Here is a 20,400-nt window from a genome sequence, read left to right on the forward strand (position 1 = left end):
GGAGGATTGAATATGTCAAGAATAGGAAAATTGCCAATTAGTGTTCCAGCTGGCGTTACAATTGCTCTTAACAATGGTGTTGTTACAGTAAAGGGTCCTAAAGGTGAGCTCTCTCAGAAGGTAGATTCTTCTATCAAGACTATCATTGAGGACGGTCAGGTAACATTCGAAATTGATGAGAATAGCCCAGTAAACTACAAGCAGAAGCAGGCCTTCCATGGTCTTTATCGTTCACTCGTTAACAATATGGTTGTTGGTGTAAGTGAGGGTTATACAAAGACATTGGAACTTGTTGGTGTAGGTTATCGTGTTTCTAACCAGGGCAACTTGGTAGAGTTCTCTCTTGGTTATACTCACCCAATCTTTATTCAGCTTCCTTCAGAAGTTAAGGTTGAGACAAAGAGTGAGCGTAACCAGAATCCAATCATCACTCTTGAATCAGCTGACAAGCAGCTGCTTGGTCTCATCTGTGCAAAGATTCGTTCTTTCCGTAAGCCTGAGCCTTACAAGGGTAAGGGTGTCCTGTTCCGGGGTGAGGTTATTCGCAGAAAGTCTGGTAAGACAGCTGCAGCTAAGTAACTTTAATACATCATTACGATTATGACAACAAAGAAAGAACAAAGAAGAATTAAGATAAAGTTCCGCATTCGTAAGAGTGTGAACGGTACTGCTGAGCGCCCACGTTTGAGCGTTTTCCGCAGTAATAAGCAGATTTATGCACAGGTTATTAACGATCTGACCGGAACAACCCTCGCTTCAGCTTCTTCACTTGGCCTTGAGAAAATGGCTAAGATTGAACAGGCTAAGAAGGTAGGTGCGCTCGTTGCTGAGCATGCTAAGGCTGCTGGCGTAGAGCAGGTTGTTTTCGACCGTAACGGTTATCTCTATCACGGACGTGTACAGGCTTTGGCTGATGCTGCACGTGAGGGAGGACTTAAATTCTAAACGATTATGGCAATGAATAGAGTAAAAGTAAATAGTGACGTAGAACTGAAAGATCGCTTGGTTGCTATCAACCGTGTAACTAAGGTTACTAAGGGTGGTCGTACTTTCACATTCGCAGCTATCGTCGTTGTAGGTGACGGTAAGGGCGTTATTGGCTGGGGTCTTGGTAAGGCTGGTGAGGTTACAGCTGCTATCCAGAAGGGTACAGATTCAGCAAAGAAGAATCTTGTAAAGGTTCCTGTTTTGAAGGGTACTGTTCCTCATGAGGCAGAGGCTCGCTTTAGCGGTGCTCATGTTCTTCTTAAGCCAGCTGCAGCTGGTACTGGTTTGAAGGCCGGTGGTGCTATGCGTGCTGTTCTTGAGAGCGCAGGTGTTACTGACGTGATTGCAAAGTCAAAGGGTTCTTCTAACCCACATAACCTTGTGAAGGCTACTATCGCTGCCCTCGCTGTTATGCGTGATGCATATACTGTAGCAGGCGAGCGTGGTATCAGTATGGATAAAGTATTTAACGGTTAATTTTTGGAGGTATTATATTATGGCAACAATTAAGATTAAGCAGATTAAGAGCCGTATTGGTGCTCCTAAAGACCAGAAGGATACTTTGCATGCATTGGGACTTCGTAAGATTTCTCAGGTTGTTGAGGTAGAGGATACTCCAAGCTGCCGCGGTATGATCCGTAAGGTGCATCACCTGGTATCAGTAATTGATTAATTAATCTTTTAAAGAAAACAGTAATTATGAAATTAAATAATTTGAAACCAGCTGTTGGCTCTACACATTCACGTCGTCGTATTGGTCGTGGACCAGGTTCTGGACTCGGTGGTACCTCTACTCGTGGTCACAAGGGTGCAAAGTCACGTTCTGGTTATAAGAAGAAGATTGGCTTTGAGGGTGGTCAGATGCCTCTCCAGCGTCGTGTACCGAAGGCTGGTTTTAAGAACATCAACCACAAGGAATATTTCGCTGTAAATCTTTCTACTCTTCAGGCCCTTGCTGAGAAGAACAACCTTACTAAGATTGGTGTTGAGGAGCTCAAGGCTGCTGGACTTACCAATGGTAAGGAACTTGTTAAGGTTCTTGGTAATGGCGAGTTGAAGGCTAAGTTGGAAGTTTCAGCAAATGCTTTCTCTAAGACTGCTGAAGAGGCTATTAAGGCAGTAGGTGGTAACACAACTATAATCTAAGTTAATGAAAAAGTTTATTGAGACACTGAAGAACTGTTGGAAAATTGAGGATTTGCGTCAGCGACTTCTCATTACTATTCTGTTCACAGCTATTTACCGTTTTGGGTCGTTTGTGGTGCTTCCTGGCATCGATCCTGCCCAGTTGGAAAAATTGCAGGCACAGACCAAGGGCGGTCTTATGTCACTTTTGGACATGTTCTCCGGTGGTGCATTTTCTCATGCGTCAATTTTCGCATTGGGAATTATGCCATACATCTCAGCTTCTATCGTTATGCAGCTCCTTGCTGTCGCTGTTCCTTATTTTCAGAAGATGCAGCGTGAAGGCGAGAGTGGCCATAAGAAGATAAACTGGTATACGCGTGTCCTGACAGTAGTAATCCTACTGTTTCAGGCACCGTCTTACCTGATGAACTTAAAAATGCAGGCTGCTGGTGCATTAGCATCAGGTATTGACTGGACTACATTTATGATTCCTGCTACAATTATTCTTGCTGCGGGATCTATGTTCATTCTTTGGCTCGGTGAGCGTATTACGGATAAAGGTGTCGGAAACGGTATCTCTATTATCATTATGATTGGTATCATTGCTCGACTACCACAAGCTATTATTTTGGAATTCGGTAATCGTGTTTCAGAGGCTATTGGTGGTGGTATTGTAATGCTTATTATAGAGATTATCATCCTTTATGCTGTTGTATGTGCGGCTATACTTCTCACACAGGGTACTCGTAAGATTCCTGTGCAGTATGCTAAGCGTGTTGTTGGAAATAAACAATATGGTGGTGCACGTCAGTATATTCCATTGAAACTTTTTGCTGCTAATGTAATGCCTATCATCTTTGCGCAAGCTTTGATGTTTATTCCATTGGCAATTGTTCAGTATTCATCTGATAGTACCAGTTCTGTACTTCAGTCTTTGATGAACACAAAGAGTTTGGCATATAACTGTATCTATGTGCTTCTTATCGTAGTGTTTACTTATTTCTATACAGCGATTACACTTAATCCAACTCAGATGGCTGAGGATATGAAGCGTAACAACGGATTTATCCCTGGCGTTAAACCTGGAAAGGATACTGCAGATTACATTGATACTGTTATGTCTCGTCTTACGGGACCAGGAGCTTTGTTTATCGCTTTTATTGCTATTATGCCAGCATTAGCAGGATATTTAAATGTTGCTGATGCTTTTGGTCAGTTCTTTGGTGGTACTTCATTGTTGATTCTGGTTGGTGTTGTTATTGATACACTTCAGCAGATTGAGTCACATTTAATGATGCGTCACTATGATGGACTTCTCAATTCTGGACATACACGTGGCAATGGCGGCGTTGCAGCCTATTAAATCTTTATCTTAAGAAATGAGTATATTTCTAAAGACTGAAGATGAAATTGAACTCATGCGTGAGGCCAACCTGCTGGTCGGTAAAACACTAGCAGAAGTTGGTCGTCATGTTAAGCCTGGTGTCACAACTCTCCAGTTAGATAAAATAGCTGAAGAGTTTATTCGTGATAATGGTGCTATACCTACTTTCAAAGGTTTTCCTAGTTCTTATGGCCCCCCCTTTCCTGGTAGTATCTGTGCGTCTGTAAATGACGTTGTAGTACATGGTGTGCCAAGTGAGGATGTTGTTTTGGAGGATGGAGACATTATTTCTATTGATTGTGGGACTTTACTAAATGGTTTCAACGGAGATAGTTGTTATACTTTTTGCGTTGGAGAGGTTAGTGAAGATGTCAAGAAATTACTTCGCACAACGAAGGAGTCCCTTTATAAGGGTATTGAAGTAGCACAAGCAGGTCATCACGTAGGTGATATTGGTCAGGTTATTCAGGATTATTGCCAAGCAGAAGGTTATGGTATTGTCCGTGAATTAACAGGACATGGTATTGGACGTGAGATGCATGAGGAACCATCAGTTCCCAATTATGGTAAGCGGGGAAGTGGAGTGTTACTCAAGGCAGGAATGTGTATTGCTATAGAGCCAATGGTTACTATGGGTAAGCGAGAAATCGGACTACTACCTGATCGTTGGAGTATTGTTACACGTGATCGTCGCCCAGCAGCTCATTTTGAGCACACAATTGCGATTAGAGCTGGTAAGGCTGATATTTTATCTTCTTTTGAGGAAGTTGAACATTTAGAAGGACAAAATTTTTAATTAGTATATGGCAAAGCAAACTGCAATAGAGCAGGACGGAACAATTCTTGAAGCACTTTCAAATGCAATGTTCCGTGTGGAATTAGAGAATGGTGTTGATATCACCGCTCATATTTCCGGTAAGATGAGAATGCACTACATCAAGATTCTTCCTGGTGATAAGGTGAAGGTTGAGATGAGTCCATACGACCTGACTAAGGGTCGAATCGTTTTCAGATACAAATAAACAACATAGAGATATGAAGACAAGAGCATCATTAAAGAAGCGTACAGCCGATTGTAAGATCGTTCGTCGTAAGGGTCGTCTGTTCGTTATCAACAAGAAAAACCCTAAGTTCAAAATGCGTCAGGGTTAAGTTAAAAAAGCGTAAAGAGGTATGTTTCTCGTAAATTATGCTTACTTTTGCATGCTTTTTAGCGCTAAATGACATTTATTTATTTAATTATCAAACAATGGCAATAAGAATTGTTGGAGTAGATTTGCCCCAGAATAAGCGTGGCGAAATCGCATTGACCTATATCTATGGTATTGGTCGAAGTAGTTCAGCAAAGATATTGGATAAGGCTGGTATTAGCCGTGACCTGAAGGTCAGCGAGTGGTCTGATGACCAGGCAGCCAAGATCCGTGAAATTATCGGTGCTGAATTCAAAGTTGAAGGTGATCTCCGTTCTGAGATCCAGATGAACATCAAGCGCCTCATGGATATAGGTTGCTATCGTGGTGTTAGACATCGTAATGGTCTTCCTGTTCGCGGTCAGAGTACTAAGAACAATGCTCGTACCCGTAAGGGAAAGAAGAAGACTGTTGCTAATAAGAAGAAGGCTACTAAGTAATTCTAAGGAGGAAATTAATTATGGCAAAGAAATCAGCAACATCTAAGAAAAGAAATGTAAGAGTTGACGCACTTGGACAGCTCCACGTGCACAGCTCATTCAATAACATCATTGTATCTTTGGCTAACAACGAGGGTCAGGTTATCTCTTGGTCTTCAGCTGGTAAGATGGGATTCCGTGGATCAAAGAAGAACACTCCTTACGCTGCTCAGATGGCAGCAGAGGATTGCTCAAAGGTAGCTTTCGATCTCGGTCTTCGTAAGGTTAAGGCATTTGTTAAGGGCCCAGGTAACGGTCGTGAGAGCGCTATCCGTGCGGTGAATGCGGCAGGTATTCAGGTAACTGAAATCGTTGACGTTACTCCGTTGCCACACAACGGCTGCCGTCCTCCAAAGCGTCGTCGTGTATAATCACATCTTATAACAATTAAAAGAATTCATATTAATTATGGCAAGATACATAGGTCCAAAATCACGAATCGCACGCCGTTTCGGTGAGCCAATTTTCGGCGCAGATAAGGTATTAGCTAAGAGAAACTTCCCTCCAGGACAGCACGGTAATAACCGTCGTCGCAAGGTATCTGAGTATGGTGCTCAGCTTGCAGAGAAGCAGAAGGCTAAATACACTTATGGCGTTTTGGAGCGTCAGTTCCGTAATCTGTTCGACAAGGCTGCTAAGGCAGAGGGTATTACTGGTGAGGTTCTTCTTCAGAGCCTCGAGAGCCGTCTGGATAATGTAGTGTTCCGTCTCGGTATCGCTCCTACTCGCGCAGCTGCTCGTCAGCTCGTTAGCCACAAGCACATTGTTGTTAACGGTAATGTCGTAAATATTGCTTCATATCAGGTAAAGGCTGGTGACGTTGTTGGCGTTCGCGAGAAGGCTAAGTCACTTGAGGTTATTGAGGCAGCTTTGGCTGGCTTCAACCACAGCAAGTATCCTTGGCTTGAGTGGGATGATAACGCTAAGTGCGGTAAGTTCCTTCATCGTCCAGACCGTGCTGACATCCCTGAGAACATTAAGGAGCAGTTAATCGTTGAGTTGTACTCTAAACAATAAAATTCATTAAATTAATGGCGATATTAGCATTTCAAAAACCTGATAAAGTAGTGATGCTGGAGGCCAATGACCATTTCGGCAAGTTCGAATTCCGTCCTCTTGAGCCTGGCTTTGGTGTTACCATTGGTAACGCTCTTCGCCGCATCCTCCTTTCATCGCTGGAAGGTTTCGCAATCAACACTATCCGTATAGCTGGTGTTGAGCACGAATTCTCTTCAGTTCCAGGTGTAAAGGAAGATGTTACCAACATCATCTTGAATCTCAAACAAGTTCGATTCAAGCAAGTAGTAGAAGAATTCGAGAATGAGAAAGTTAGTATCACCGTAGAGAATTCCACCGAATTCAAAGCAGGTGATATCGGTAAGTATCTGACTGGATTTGAAGTGTTAAACCCTGATTTGGTGATTTGTCATTTAGACTCCAAGGCTTCTATGCAGATTGATTTGACCATCAACAAGGGACGTGGTTACGTTCCTGCTGAGGAAAATCGTGAATACTGCACTGATGTAAACGTACTCCCAATCGATTCCATCTACACCCCAATTCGTAACGTAAAATATGCCGTTGAGCCATATCGTGTTGAACAGAAGACCGACTATGACAAATTGGTTGTTGAAGTTACGACTGATGGTTCCATTCACCCAAAGGATGCACTGAAAGAGGCTGCAAAGATTCTTATTTATCACTTCATGTTGTTCTCTGATGAGAAGATTACTCTTGAGAATCCAGACCAGGAGGGCAACCAGGAGTTTGATGAGGAGGTTCTGCACATGCGACAGCTCTTGAAGACCAAGTTGACCGACGCAAGTCTCAACTTGAGTGTTCGTGCACTCAACTGCTTGAAGGCAGCTGATGTAGAGACGTTAGGCGACCTCGTACAGTACAACAAGACGGATCTCCTTAAGTTCCGTAACTTTGGTAAGAAATCGCTTTCTGAGCTTGATGATTTGCTCGAGAGTCTGAATCTGTCGTTTGGAACCGACATTACAAAGTATAAATTGGATAAAGAATAGTTGACGAGTTGTCTAAACGACAAGTTGACGGGTTTATCCACAACAAGTTAAAAACAAAATGAGACATAATAAGAAATTCAACCATTTGGGTCGTACTGCTGACCACCGCGCTGCGTTGCTTTCAAACTTGGCAGTTGCTTTGATTCAGCACAAAAGAATCACTACGACTCTTGCTAAGGCAAAGGCTCTTAAGAAGTATGTTGAGCCGCTGATTACACGTTCTAAGAATGATACAACTAACTCACGTCGCGTTGTATTCCGTTATCTTCAGAACAAAGAGGCTGTTACTGAGCTCTTCAAGGAGATTTCAGTAAAGGTAGCTGATCGTCCAGGCGGTTATACACGTGTTATCAAGCTCGGTACCCGTCAGGGTGACGCTGCTCAGATTGCATTTATTGAGCTGGTTGACTACAATGAGAATATGGCTAAGTCTCCAAAGGCTGATGCTAAGAAGACTCGTCGTAGCCGTCGTTCTACAAAGAAGGCTGATGCTCCTGCAGAGGCTGTTGAGAACGTTGCAGAAGAGGCAAAGGCTGAATAATCCGAATAGAATTTATCTCTATAATAGAAAACTCCCGGTACTTAATGTATCGGGAGTTTTTATTTTATAAATAGTTGCCACGTTGCCAATGTATTTACTTTGGATTTAATAACGTCTTGATTGTTACTTCTTGTTTTTTCTTGAAGTTTCTTGGTGCATCTACGAAAAAAATCTTTTTAAAGTTGCTTTTTATAACGATTTTTTTTATTTTTGCGATGTAAACCTGATATATGTTACGATGTAAAAGCACACTCGTAATAATATTCACGATTTATTAGGAAAGTATACTATTGCTTTTCCTTCATTTAATCTTTAATCTCAGTGCTGATAATTGAAAGCTTATGAAGAATCTATTACTAATTATTTCTTTGTTTGTGACTTTAACTACTTTTGCACAAACTGGTGGTGAAATGAGGATTGCAACATCTACATCCGTAGGGCAAGACTTTGAATTCCGTGTTACTCGAACCAATGATGCCAGTAAAGTTTATGTTGACTGGGGAGATGGTAATAAACAAGAGGCAACGTTAGAAGGATGGAGTAATAATAAGAAGGTAACAGGAAAGTTACTGAAAGACACAATTATTGTTTATGGTGATTTTTCTGCTGTTGAGGTCTCTGAGGCAAAAGCAACATATCTTGCTTTTAAGAATCAGCCTAATTTAAAGCAAGTTGAAGCTAAGAGAAATGAATTAACCTACGAAGGTATTGATTTCTTAGGTGCCCCTAATCTCGTTACACTTGACCTTAGCTATAATAAAATTACGCGTTTAGACCTGCGTAATTTTAAGAAGTTAACTAACTTTACAGCTAATCATAATACAATTTTGGCAACTGTTTTATTTCCAGATGGCAGTACAGAACTGCGTAATATCGACTTGTCAGATGGAGATATTACACACTTTTATCCTGTTAGTCTTCCTAACCTACGTTATCTTAATCTTGCGAACGGTAGTTTGTTAGAATTAGAATTGGGTAATAATTATCCAGAGTTACGTGATGTTGATATCACAGGGAATGTTGGAATAACATCTATTGATGTTACGCAACAAACTAAACTTGAAAAGCTTCTTATAAAGGGAACGAAGATAACTGAGCTAAACCTTATTAATAACCCAGAGCTTATTATGCTTGATGCGTCTAATACCGACATTGCAAAGCTTGACTTAAGTGGTAATAAGAATGTAACAACGCTTGAACTCGGTGATTCTAAATTGTCTCGTTTAGATGTGTCTAACCTTGCAAATCTTTATACAATTAATATTGATAATACCAAGATACAACGTATTGATTTATCTCACCAACGCTTTTTACGTAGTGTGAGCGTACGGAATACTGGAATACAATTCCTTGATATGCATGGTGCTATCGGTACTAATCGACTTAATTACCTTGATATGCGTGACTGTAAGAATACTACTCCTCAGTCACTTAACTTCACCTTCAAAGCAATGCCGTCACATACAGGCAATTCTTATCGTACGAATGTTTTCCTATCAGGGACTAACTACGAACACGCCAATACTGGGATTTTAGATGATGATGCCGACAATTCCTATAAACTCGATGTTCATGGTGATGCTACTGCTTCTATGGATTCTGTTTCTATAACTATGCTAACATCCGAAAATGGAGGTAGTTATACATTAAGTCAAATCCCTGATGATGGGTATTTTGCAACTTATGAACCTGTTACTGGGAAAGTTTTGCCTGGTTTCCCAATTAAGATAGATGTTACAGCACCTACTGGTTCAAAGTTTGTTGGTGTAGAGGTGAATGGCAAATTAATAGCTGATAGTATCTTTGTCGTGTCAGAAGCGGCAGTTGTAAAACCTGTTTTTAGTGTTTCTGGTGATGATGATTATATCAAACTAACAGTTCCTACAGGTATAGACCAACAGTATTTTCTTTCTGTTAATGGTGAGGATAAAGATGTTTCAATTGACTGGGGAGATGGTGAACTTGTAAAAGTGAAGGTTAAATCGACTCCAACAACAGTAGAGGGGCAAACATCTGGAGCGACTGTAACGATATATGGTGCTGTTACAGGAGCTGATTTCTCAAGTTATCCAGGTGTAGGTGTTGATAATAAGATAACTGCTGTCGATTTGAGTCATAATATTCATTTGCGTTCTCTTTCTACGTATATGAATCCTATTACGTCCATAGATGTTTCTAAACTATCGAATCTTGAATCTCTTGATTGTTCTTATTCAGACCTTAGTTCCTTGGATGTTAGCAAGAATAGTAAACTTATTAATTTACGTGCTTATGGTAATCAATTAGATAAAATAGATGTTAGAGGTGCTGTCGATTTAGCTTATCTTGATGTCAAAAATAACTGGTTAGAAAGCTTAGATTTAAGTCATAACAAGAAACTTGTTTATTTGAATATGAGTAGTAATGAGATAGAGGCGCTTGACGTGAAGGATATGCCAGAACTTGTAGAACTTTATGTTTCAAATAACAAGATTACGACTCTTGATGTTAGCAAGAATCCTGCATTGAAGACATTGCAGCTTTCTAATAATTCAGTCTCAAATTTAGACTTAAAGAATAATCTTCAACTTGTGACACTTACTGTTGATGGCAATAGATTAGAGGGGCTGGACCTTACGGGGCATGAACAATTGACCTATCTGAATGTAGGTGGTAATAGATGGGATGCATGTACTTTAAATGATCTTTATTATAGCCTTTCACGTTATCCTAAACTTCAGAGTGGAAAGAAGCCACGTGGTAACACGCTTTTCGTTCATGGTGAAAAAGCAGGAGAGTATAATGACGCTGAGCATGCAGAATCATCTATCGCTAAGTCGAAGGGTTGGACAATTGATTATGAGGGCGATGGAACTGGTTGTAACATGGCATATATTACAATACAGGAGCCTGAAAATGGAACGTTAAAGGTGTTTACAGCAGAGGGTGTTGAGGTTCTGACAGGTACAAAGGGGGCAAAGAATACAGATCTTGTTATTAAAGCAATTCCTCTATCTGGATATAAGCTTGAAACTTTGACACTTAATGATGAAGAAGTAGATTCTCCTAATTTTAAGCTTACTTCTTCTGTGAAAATTGGAGCAATTTTCACGGTTTCATCACAAATAGAAGCTCCTACTACTGATGCACTTAAAGTGTTTGGGGGTAAGAATTATCTAAGTTTTATGACAGGAACGCCTACACACTTGCAAGTCTATACCTTAAGTGGCAAATTGATGTTCTCTACTATTGTAAGAGAGCATAAGACGGTTAGTCTACCATCAGGTATCTATATCGTTAAAACGAAGGGCTATTCAAAAGTTGTAGCAGTCGAATAGAATGAAATCAAACTTGTCTGCATGAGAAAACGGAAAGGTTAGAATTATCAATCCCGAAGGTTATTATAAAACTTTCGGGATTGTTTTTTGGCATAAGTGTTTTTATTTTAACATCCTTGGCACATAGCCATTGTGGCGGAACCATTTATGCGCCCAGTTAGGTACCATAAAGATATAGCCAGAGATGTCTTCGTGCGGCGCGCAATCAAGTTGGTTACCTATGATGTCTGCTGCTTCTTGTACAGATGTTCCGTATAAACGTGCTAATTCTTCGCGTATGAGCGTATATGTGATGTTACGGATAGTAGCAGCGTTGATGGGTTGATTTCCTAATAGAGCCAATAATTCTTCTTTAGAAGGGATTTTCACCTTTGGCCCTACACGTAGCCCTTCAAAGCAGTATTCCCCATCTACTTTATACATCGTAAACCCATCTCTGCTGTTACGTTCGTTACATTCCTCTGCCATTTGTCGTGCAATAGGGTGGGTGATACGTTGTATTATCTCTGTGATAATGGGTTGATGGCGTAATTGCCCGTATGTATACCCTTCACCATTGATACCACCAGAACCTGATGGGATGTCTGAGTCGGAGATTATGCATAACTCTTTTCTTTCCATTTATTCTTGTTTAAGTATTCTGATTAAATTTTAGTTCAAACTTTGTGTAGAAGTCCCTAACATAAATGAAGTCGAAGATGCTGAAGTTTGTATGGTCATATAGATTGTGAAAATGCTGATTAAGGTGTAGGTCGTAACTCCATTCTCGGTCTAACCCTTCATTCCAACAATCATCAGCATCTTGCATTCCCATGAGTTCCATTTCAGTCTTGTCATCTTCCTCTCCATGATATCCGTCGAAGCTCATACAGCAACCATATTTGCAATAGATGTCGTTATAACTTTCATCATTGAGAATCTCCCATATCATTTCTGATTCTTCTCCTTGAAAAGGATTACTTTTCGAGTATTGTCTGTCTTTTCCTAAGAAGATTTTACACTCTACACCCTCAAACAGCAAACTACTTCCACAATCTGCCAACATTTTCTTTGTATTGTAATACAACTCTCTGCTTTGTTGATAGTTTTTAATTACTACTTCTTTAAGTCTTTCATTGAATTCCTTTAACAACTGATAGTTTTCATCTGTTGGCTTGAATAGTTGGTTAAGGAGCATTCGACGATTAAAGATGAGTGCTTCCATCTTCTCGTCACATGTTATTAATTGTGGGTTCTCGTAATAGGTCAGAAGTAAAGACTCAGTCTTATTGATTTCGCGTTTTACTGTTTTATTCATTCTCAATATTAAATCTGTTTATGTGTGTAATAGATATTATTTAATATCGTTTTCTGAAAACATCTACACAAAAAATTTTAAAGACTTAATTATGCCCTTTTGTAACAAAAGAGTACGACAGAAGATTACTGACGTACTCTTTTGATGAATTATTCTTGGTTTCAAAGTCTTTATAATTTACGAAAGTTCTATTTGCAATGCTTGAATATCTTCTATTTGCTTTGCTATATCCCTTTTTGTTTCTTCTAAGACTTTACATTCTTCTTTTGCATTATGTAGTTCTTGTTCTTTGTTATTAATTTTTGAACGTACACTTGTTAATTGCTCTTGAAGTGGCTCAATCAGTTTATTAATAAACCTATTACGAACATACTCGATAATCTTATCTTTGCTCTTGAAAGCCTGATTTAAGTATGGTTCAGGGTTGAATTCCCGACTTATAGAGTTAATATTGTCTGATACTTCTTTTACCTTTGCACTGTGGTTTATTAAATTCATAGTTCCCAATGTGTATACATTAAGGAACGTTTGGAATATCGAGCCAATAATATCACTCCAAGTAATCTGTTCTTCATCATCATTTGCAAAAGAAAATAAATCATTTTCCTCCATTTCCATATTTATTTCCCTCTGAGTGGATTTTACGAAATCTCGATTGTCAAAATCAGGTATATATTTTAAAAGTATATCTTCTGTGTCAGAGAAAAACTCTTCGATGCTACGTTTTATTTTTCTTTCGCAGTCGACAGAAATATTTTCTGTTGCACGTTTCAGTTTTCTTGTTTTTAAATCTTGAAATTCCGTATCAAGTCTTGGACTTATACTATCAAAGCTCTTAAAAATTCCCCATTCGTTTTGTACCATATTAAGCATTCTACGGCAGCTTGCATCAACAATGTCTTCTAACTCGTATCTTCCTTTTCTTACAAGATTACGAATCTCTGCGTCAATATCTTTTTCTAAAGAATCAATTTTCCTTGATAACCTTCTATTTGCTTTTGAAAGATTTTCCGCTCTTTCTTCTATATCAGAATCTGGAGCTAAAAGAAGAGTAATCTTGTTAGAAAGTAGACTGAGTGCGTCTTCATTTTCAACTCTTAGTTTCTCTCCTGCTGCAAGTATTGCATTCATTGGCTTTTTGAAGAGGATTTTTCCTTTCTCATTGTCAATCAAATTCTGTACAGCTTTGCTAAACTGATCTATGTGGCTCCACTTGTACATCTCAGGCTGTGTACTAATCCCAAAGTTAGTGCAATGACGTTTCCATGCAAATTCAAAGCTATCAGAAGAGGTGATTTTACACATTGGTAATTCAGAGAGTAACGCCATCTCTGCGGATAGTGGTATGGGCTCAACATCATTTAATATCTCAACAAGTGTATTATCATTACATTCACGACAGGCTTTCTTTATTTCCTGTTTTACATAATCCTTAATTTGGTTTTCATCCTCAGGGTTAGTTTCGCTGCAATATGGTATATCGTATTTATTAATACCTACAAGGACTTTACCAATTCCGCATTGGCGTACATTCTTGAAGATAATGTCTCTGTCTGTTGCATCAAATGGTCGACCTGCATAAAGCATCATGATGACAACATCTGCTTTTGCAAGAAATGCTTTGGTTCGTTCTTCGCGAGAAACAATTGGATCGTTGAATCCAGGAGTATCAACGACTTCAACTCCCTTTAAACATTCATTAGGATAATAGATAGTGACAGACTTTGTTATAGAGACATATTTACCCTCAGCTCCAACGTATTCTATGAGTTGATCAAAACTATCTTCTTTTGTCTTACCAAGGTAACTATCCAGTGATGTCCCTAATTTGTTAGCTTTAGAAACCAACTCTTTTGCTGCTTTTATTTTTGAGGCATCAAGTGTGTCAGTCGCTTCACTCTCTTCTCTTAAGGCTTGCATCTTTTGTTCAGCCCATTCGTCAGCAGTATAAAATTCAGCTACGATATGTTCTTTCTCTCCATACGTAATAACTGAAAGTGCAGCAGTCATAGGTGTAGTTGCTGCAGGAAGAACATCATCTTTAAAAACAAATGAATTTAAGAAGGTAGATTTTCCACATTTCATCTGTCCAATGACACCAATAGTTAGAGTGTCCTTTTCTATTTTTTCTTTTATCTCTTCTAAGGAGATTATCCCTTTGTGCGTTGCTTCTTCTTTTGTTGCAGGAATCCATCCATATTTTTCAGCTTTTGTTGCGAATGCAATGAGTTGCTGTTTTTTTGCTTGTAACTTTTCAAACATGTTGTGTTCCATATCTTATAGTTCTTTAGTTATTTTTTTGTATTGTTCTAAACATTTACTGATACTCTGCTGTGCTAATCTCATATTGTATAACTTAGAATATGTTTTTTGAGTTTTTTCCGAATTATCTCTAAGATTATCTATTTTAGGGGCAATTGCTTTAGGTCTTTCTACAGCAATGTTATCAAGAAGTTGGATTAATTGACCATATTCTTCTTCAGACATTTCATAACGATCGCTACTGAAGAAATGGGTTTCCCATCGAGGAATTTGAAGAACAGCCTCACAATCCTTGTATAGCAAATTGAAGTCTTCAGCTAAATCATCAATAATCTTATTACCTTCTTCTCTCTCTTCTTCAGATGATTTTTTTAGTTTACCTACTTTCTCTTCGCGTTCTTTGAGTAGATATTCTAAGTCTTCTTTTATTTCAGAAATAAAATTCTCACGAGATTCTATCTTTTTGACACTATGAATAGGTGTCATAATATCTTCGATTGATGCTTTAGATGAGAATCTAATGAACTGCTCAATTTTAAGTCCTTCTTTTTTCAAGGTTTTTTGAATAAGTTCTTCAACTTTTTGAATTTCGGTTTCAGACTTCGTGTCAACTTTGTTAATGACAATATATAATGGTTTATTAAGTTTCTCCTTGATAATAGAGATTGAACTTCGATTTACGGTTCCATCATTTACATCAAATACCCAAAAAAGTGCATCGCACTCATTAATGACATCAATGGTGCGGTCACGGTCTTCGCTGTCATTAGAATTGAATCCTGGTGTATCAAGAATACTTAATCCATTGAGATTAGGATTTTTATACGTCATTACAAAGTATTTTATAAGTGAAGATACACCTTTTATTTGGTCAAGAACTTCTTTTGAAACTTTTTTAAATGTGTCTTCAAGAATTTCTTTACGCCTTCCGTCACCTGATATAAAACTATAGGATACAACAGAACCTCCTGCAATATATGTAGGAATAGCGGTTGTAGCCTTTGTACTAACAGGAAGTTCTGGTATGTCAGGATTATCTTGAGTCAGAATTCTATTGACGATAGAAGTTTTACCAGCTGAGAACTCTCCTACAAATGCTATTGTTCTTTTCCCATCCAACCAGCTTTTACGCTTAGTAGCAGTCCATTGGTCACAATGGTCTATGACGTATTGCTTCTTAGGAACAATAGCTTGCTTTCCTATAAACTCTTTCCAAGGTATATCATAACGATTGTATAAATAAGAGTTTAAATCAAGATATGATCCTTTTACAAAAGATTCAAAAGTGTTAATTCTTTTGTATAACTTCTGTGTATCTTCTGTACTGATTTCTTTTGCGGAAAGAATCTCCTGAATGAAATCCAAAGATCCCATCTTGATTTTTAGTTCTTTAACTTTCTCTTCAAGTGCTTGACGAGCAGAAGAAAGCTCCTCTCTAAGATTTGTTGTTTGCTTTTTTTCTTTTCTTAGATTTTCTTGAAGTTCCTCATTTTCTTTCTTCTTAGAGTCGATTTTATTTTTCAAGTCAGAGATATCATCTTCATTCTCCTCAAGTTCTTCTTCAAGGTCCTCTATCTTTTTTTTCAATTCCTTTGTTTGCGCTAATTGTTCTTTGATAGAGTTGTCTGATTTTCCATCTATAGCATTCTTTAGCTGTTCATCAAGCTGTGCACATTGTTCATTTGCTTCTTTCAGCAAAGCCTTGTATTTTGACTCAATTTTGTCCAACTCGTTCTCAAGGTCAACGCTGTTAGTAAGTTTCTTTTCTGTTTCAGCTAATTTGGTCTTCAACCTCTCATTCTCTACTGAAAGTTGAGAAGCCAAGGTTTTACTATTTGATGTCTGACCTGAACAATAAAGCCAAATGAAAACCGCTATAATAATATCTACAATTATGTATATGATTATTGTTGAATCCATACTATCCTATTTTTTCTTTCAAAAGAGAAATTTGAGCCGCTTGTGCTTCACATGCATCTTTATATTCTTTTACTTTACGTGCAAGTTCGTCATTCTGTTGACGAAGGGACTTTAACTCGAATTTAGCTTTATCGAGTTCGTCTTCTAAGTCTTCTTGTTCTTCATTGTTCTCTTTTGCCTTTTTTCGGATTCTTTCCAATTCAGCCATCAGATCCTCTACTTGACGTTCAGCCTCTTTGTTACGCTGACGGAATTTTTCATTTTCAGCATAAAGTGTTTCTAACTCTCTTTGTTTATTATCATACTGTGAAGAATTCCCTAAGATTTTGTCTTTAAGAGCTACTCCAGCAACGCCACCGACAACAAGTCCACCAATTAGTTCTATCATTTTCATTTGCTTTATATAGTTAATAATAATGTTTTATATTCTCGTAATTGACTTATTCTTTGTTCAAATTGTTCTTTTTGTTCTTTACGTTCTGTTTTCAATTGATTAAGAGAATTTGTTTTCTGGTTAATAATTTCAGTAGCTTCTTCATTCAAAGAAACCCTAACTATATTAACTAATTCTTGCGAAATCTCCTTTAATCTGTTATTGAAATCGGGTGATAAAGATGAGTCTATATAATTATGTACTGCGCGAACACGTTGTGGCTTGGAAAGGAGTTTATCTGTAACGAAACCAACCATGCTGTCTATTAGCCCCTTGTCGCTTCCAACTTTTCCCGATAGAGTTTGTGCTCCATTTTCAATAGTTTCATATTTTTGAGTAACTTTTGTTGTAAACGTAACTATCTCCCCTATTCTGTCAGCAGCTTTCTGGTTAGAAACAATACTAACTATATCAGAAGCAGCGTCAATAGCATCAATAGCTTTTCCACTTGCTAATGCTCCACCTGCTGCGGCTGCTCCTCCTGCAGTTGCTGCAACAGCAGCAACAGTTCCAACAGCGGCTGCAGCAATTACACCCACCTTTATCCATTGGTCATATTCATGTCCCATTCCATTCAAATCCATATTATAAGTTAAGCCTGTCATTTGGATGTTTGAGAGGTTCATACTTTTTAGAGATTCTAATGAAATGCCATCTTCTTTTTCACGCTCACTCTGAGTTCTTGCTTTCTCACAGATAGCAGCTTGTATACCATTTTTGTAGCTATTCATTAATAATGAAGCTGTATTATTAATAGTTGTCATTGCTTCATTGTCGAAATCTGAACTTTTTCCTGTTACAAGCGTGTTAAGTTTATCGAATATTATATCTTCAAATTTACGTGTGGTTGTGCGTTCCTGTTCATCAATATCATCGGCAACAGAATCAACTAAACGTTCTATTTGTCGTTTGACTCTGTCAAGTTCTTGCTGACACATTCTGATAGCTTCGTCAGTGTTTTCGTCGGATAAAGAGGCAGACATTAGTTCTTCAACCTGCTTGAGCATCATTTTTGATATATTTTTCAGGCGTTGATCATCAACACGTTTCAGAATATCTTTCTTTTCCTTCTGAATAGAATCAAGTAAGGTGTATAACTCTTCGAGTGAGTCTTTTGTTGCAGATACAACAGCTACTTGCTTTAATGGAATTTTACAGTTTTTGCAGATATATTCTTTAGCAGACTCAATATCTTCCTTTGACTTAGTGTCACTTTTGGTAAGTATCAAATAAATCGGGCGTTGAGATAATTTTATCATCTCAATAAAGTCTGTCAGTGAACGTGTTATCTGCTGGTTTATATCGGTAACAAGTAATATCCCATCAGCCTTAGGTAGAAAATTGACAAGTGTTTGTTTGTGTTGAGGATCGGGAGATGAAAGTCCAGGGGTATCAACAATTATAGTAGAAGCAGGAATGCGTTTAGAAGTGTCAAATACTGTCACAACTTTTGCATCTGCTAATTCTTTGTTTTTTAAGTCATTTATATTTTCTACTTCTATACAGTTACCATTGGCATCAATTACTTCTGCGTGACAAGAATCACTGCCAAAATGCACTTCGTAAATTGTTGCTGTTGTAGGTTTAGTAGCACTTTCCAAACCCTTACTATCAGTCAGTGCATTGATAAGCGTTGTTTTACCCGAGCTAAATTCGCCGACTAAAGGAAGGATAATGTTTGCATTTTCCTGCTTAGACCGCAATTCTATTAATGTTAACTCTTCAACTATGCTGGTTAGTCCTATGGACTCTGCAATAGAACGTAAGTCTTCAATCTTATTCATAATAATTTAAGTTGTATTGTATTCTTATTATATCTTTTCTACATTTAAATACGCAGGGGTCAAAGCATTCATCTTCTTTAAGTCTACACCAAAGTGGTTAAAGAAGAGACTGTTTATTTTCTCTCGTTCTTGATTGTTTGAAAGAATGTTTGAAAACATCGAAGCATACTGGATGCTCATGCCTGGTTCTATAACCATACCATCACAGTGCTTTGACATCTTCACGGTAATTTTGAAAAGTACCATATTTTGTTTTTAAGGTTTACTAATACTCGAGTGGCTGACTCGTGTTATTCTATAATATCTGTTGCAAACGTAAAGGCTTTGTTATGAATAGCAAAATAATTATAAAATAAAAGGAGTGTGCAGGGGCGTTTTGTTGTGCGGAGAGAGCGTTCACCCTTCTGTGCTGTTATGCTCGTTAGAAGTACGTGATGCCTTTCGCTCTTTCTTTTAGCAGCCCCTTGGATAGTTATCTGTCAGGTATTATGCTTTTTACCCTCGTCTATACTTTCCCATATTTCTTTATATAGTTTTGCCTTTCCTGTCCCCAAGCCTAATATTCCAACAGGGTATGTGTGGAAACTTTTGCATTGGGGACATTGTAATGGTGCGGTGAGTGCGGTAGCTCTCCATTCAACATCAAGTCCCCAAAACTTTTTAGAACACTCGTTGCACTTAAATCTTGTAAATCCTCTAATCATAATGTGACTTTTATCTGTTTGAAATTAGTTAGTGAGTTTTAAATAAAATATAAAGTATAAATGCTATGATAGGTGTTGCGCACCCACATCCAGCAGACTGTCTTGTTTCATCTTGATTGTACATCCAAATGATATTAATAGCCCACAGGATGAAGATGATGAGCCAATGTTCATCAAAAAGTTGAACATAGCGATGTGCGAAGTCTTCCATTGCCGTTATATTGTTTTTAGTTATGTTTGTATTAGACGAGGATAAAAGAAGAAAGGGGACACGGCCCGCTTTATCTTTATTTATCCGGTTCGGTTCTGGAAAACACCTTGGAGTCAAAATAAAGTAAAGACAGTCCATGCCCCCATATAGGATAGGGGCACAGAACCTGCCTAAACTCGATTAGTGACGACTCCTTAGTTGAATTTTCCAGATTTAACCGGGTCGAATAACCTCGTTTGCAAGTTTTGTGCAGTGAATGGCGAGTGATTTCTAGGTCATCCGCCAAATATGGCACAAATATAAGGAAATTGTTAGACATAACAAAATAATATCGAAATAAAGTAAAGAAAAACAAAAATGCCATCTCCGAAGAGAGTGGAGTTATAATCTTGCTTGATATAGGTTGAATCATTTGAAGAGTATGGAGATCTGTCCTGTATTCAACAGAATGAGATATACTTGTTAGACTTCGTTAAGTTTATTTTTGTCCATTTCTTCCCAAATCTTTTTATAGATGTCACGGTCGTTGCCGAAAGGGTAAAAGCCGAATATACTTAGACTTGGGATATAAGTGTGTCGACTGTTACACTTTGGACAAGGCATTGGGACAGAGAATGCACTTGCATTGTACTCAATGTCGAATGCGCGAAAGGTGTTGTTGCAGTTGTCGCATGTGAAAGTGATATGACCTCTAATCATAAGTGATATGATTTTAAAGTATAAATATTTTATT

The 20,400-nt window shown here is 38.3% G+C and carries 23 protein-coding genes; 15 read left to right on the forward strand and 8 right to left on the reverse strand.

From position 1 onward, the window contains the following. Positions 1-12: 12 nt before the first annotated feature. The 15 genes from rplF to PMEL_RS01870 all read left to right on the forward strand — a co-directional run bounded on the left by rplF (position 13) and on the right by PMEL_RS01870 (position 11,056). A complete protein-coding gene (gene rplF, locus PMEL_RS01800) occupies positions 13-579 on the forward strand; it encodes a 50S ribosomal protein L6 (protein WP_120173697.1) in 567 nt (188 codons plus the stop codon). Between the two features lie 21 nt (positions 580-600). Next, positions 601-945: a 50S ribosomal protein L18 gene (gene rplR / locus PMEL_RS01805; RefSeq protein ID WP_025837513.1), complete on the forward strand. Its 345-nt coding sequence runs from the start codon at positions 601-603 to the stop codon at positions 943-945. A gap of 6 nt (positions 946-951) precedes the next feature. Further along, a complete protein-coding gene (gene rpsE, locus PMEL_RS01810) occupies positions 952-1,464 on the forward strand; it encodes a 30S ribosomal protein S5 (RefSeq protein WP_120173698.1) in 513 nt (170 codons plus the stop codon). Between the two features lie 19 nt (positions 1,465-1,483). Then, positions 1,484-1,660, forward strand: coding sequence for a 50S ribosomal protein L30 (rpmD, locus tag PMEL_RS01815; protein WP_120173699.1), 177 nt, complete (start codon positions 1,484-1,486; stop codon positions 1,658-1,660). A 26-nt stretch (positions 1,661-1,686) separates the two neighbouring features. Further along, entirely contained in the window at positions 1,687-2,133 is a 447-nt protein-coding gene (gene rplO, locus PMEL_RS01820) for a 50S ribosomal protein L15 (RefSeq protein WP_004361624.1), read from the forward strand. 4 nt (positions 2,134-2,137) lie between these two features. Beyond that, a complete protein-coding gene (gene secY / locus PMEL_RS01825; protein ID WP_120173700.1) occupies positions 2,138-3,478 on the forward strand; it encodes a preprotein translocase subunit SecY in 1,341 nt (446 codons plus the stop codon). Between the two features lie 16 nt (positions 3,479-3,494). Further along, complete coding sequence (gene map / locus PMEL_RS01830; RefSeq protein WP_120173701.1) at positions 3,495-4,295, forward strand: type I methionyl aminopeptidase; 801 nt, start codon at positions 3,495-3,497, stop codon at positions 4,293-4,295. Between the two features lie 7 nt (positions 4,296-4,302). Next, positions 4,303-4,521, forward strand: coding sequence for a translation initiation factor IF-1 (infA, locus tag PMEL_RS01835; RefSeq protein WP_004352768.1), 219 nt, complete (start codon positions 4,303-4,305; stop codon positions 4,519-4,521). A 13-nt stretch (positions 4,522-4,534) separates the two neighbouring features. After that, the gene (gene rpmJ / locus PMEL_RS01840; RefSeq protein ID WP_004352823.1) at positions 4,535-4,651 is read left to right on the forward strand and encodes a 50S ribosomal protein L36; all 117 of its coding nucleotides are present in this window, start codon (positions 4,535-4,537) and stop codon (positions 4,649-4,651) included. Between the two features lie 97 nt (positions 4,652-4,748). Beyond that, on the forward strand, positions 4,749-5,129 hold the full coding sequence (gene rpsM, locus PMEL_RS01845) for a 30S ribosomal protein S13 (protein ID WP_004361628.1): 381 nt from the start codon (positions 4,749-4,751) through the stop codon (positions 5,127-5,129). Between the two features lie 20 nt (positions 5,130-5,149). Continuing rightward, positions 5,150-5,539, forward strand: coding sequence for a 30S ribosomal protein S11 (rpsK, locus tag PMEL_RS01850; RefSeq protein WP_004383890.1), 390 nt, complete (start codon positions 5,150-5,152; stop codon positions 5,537-5,539). A gap of 37 nt (positions 5,540-5,576) precedes the next feature. Beyond that, positions 5,577-6,185 (forward strand): 30S ribosomal protein S4, encoded by a 609-nt coding sequence (gene rpsD / locus PMEL_RS01855; RefSeq protein ID WP_004361630.1) that lies wholly within the window; start codon positions 5,577-5,579, stop codon positions 6,183-6,185. Positions 6,186-6,199: 14 nt separating this feature from the next. Further along, on the forward strand, positions 6,200-7,198 hold the full coding sequence (locus PMEL_RS01860; RefSeq protein WP_004361631.1) for a DNA-directed RNA polymerase subunit alpha: 999 nt from the start codon (positions 6,200-6,202) through the stop codon (positions 7,196-7,198). Positions 7,199-7,256: 58 nt separating this feature from the next. Then, a complete protein-coding gene (gene rplQ / locus PMEL_RS01865; protein ID WP_120173702.1) occupies positions 7,257-7,739 on the forward strand; it encodes a 50S ribosomal protein L17 in 483 nt (160 codons plus the stop codon). A gap of 341 nt (positions 7,740-8,080) precedes the next feature. Next, positions 8,081-11,056, forward strand: a complete 2,976-nt coding sequence (locus PMEL_RS01870) for a leucine-rich repeat domain-containing protein (RefSeq protein ID WP_231999397.1) — start codon at positions 8,081-8,083, stop codon at positions 11,054-11,056. A gap of 102 nt (positions 11,057-11,158) precedes the next feature. Here the strand turns inward: PMEL_RS01870 and PMEL_RS01875 are convergent, their stop codons facing one another. From PMEL_RS01875 to PMEL_RS01920, 8 genes are all read right to left on the reverse strand, one after another. Continuing rightward, positions 11,159-11,677 carry a hypothetical protein gene (locus PMEL_RS01875; protein ID WP_120173703.1) on the reverse strand — a complete coding sequence of 173 codons (519 nt, stop codon included), beginning with the start codon at positions 11,675-11,677 and terminating at the stop codon, positions 11,159-11,161. 10 nt (positions 11,678-11,687) lie between these two features. Continuing rightward, positions 11,688-12,353, reverse strand: a complete 666-nt coding sequence (locus tag PMEL_RS01880) for a hypothetical protein (RefSeq protein ID WP_120173704.1) — start codon at positions 12,351-12,353, stop codon at positions 11,688-11,690. Positions 12,354-12,530: 177 nt separating this feature from the next. Beyond that, positions 12,531-14,627, reverse strand: coding sequence for a dynamin family protein (locus PMEL_RS01885; protein ID WP_120173705.1), 2,097 nt, complete (start codon positions 14,625-14,627; stop codon positions 12,531-12,533). 3 nt (positions 14,628-14,630) lie between these two features. After that, a complete protein-coding gene (locus PMEL_RS01890) occupies positions 14,631-16,535 on the reverse strand; it encodes a dynamin family protein (protein WP_120173706.1) in 1,905 nt (634 codons plus the stop codon). Between the two features lies 1 nt (position 16,536). Next, positions 16,537-16,929 (reverse strand): hypothetical protein, encoded by a 393-nt coding sequence (locus PMEL_RS01895; RefSeq protein WP_120173707.1) that lies wholly within the window; start codon positions 16,927-16,929, stop codon positions 16,537-16,539. A gap of 5 nt (positions 16,930-16,934) precedes the next feature. After that, entirely contained in the window at positions 16,935-18,752 is a 1,818-nt protein-coding gene (locus PMEL_RS01900) for a dynamin family protein (RefSeq protein WP_120173708.1), read from the reverse strand. Positions 18,753-18,779: 27 nt separating this feature from the next. Continuing rightward, a complete protein-coding gene (locus PMEL_RS01905) occupies positions 18,780-18,998 on the reverse strand; it encodes a DUF6140 family protein (protein ID WP_145985342.1) in 219 nt (72 codons plus the stop codon). 1,131 nt (positions 18,999-20,129) lie between these two features. After that, complete coding sequence (locus PMEL_RS01920) at positions 20,130-20,366, reverse strand: hypothetical protein (RefSeq protein WP_025837541.1); 237 nt, start codon at positions 20,364-20,366, stop codon at positions 20,130-20,132. Between the last annotated feature and the right edge of the window lie 34 nt (positions 20,367-20,400).

It is taken from the genome of Prevotella melaninogenica (assembly GCF_003609775.1).
Classification (GTDB): domain Bacteria; phylum Bacteroidota; class Bacteroidia; order Bacteroidales; family Bacteroidaceae; genus Prevotella; species Prevotella melaninogenica_A.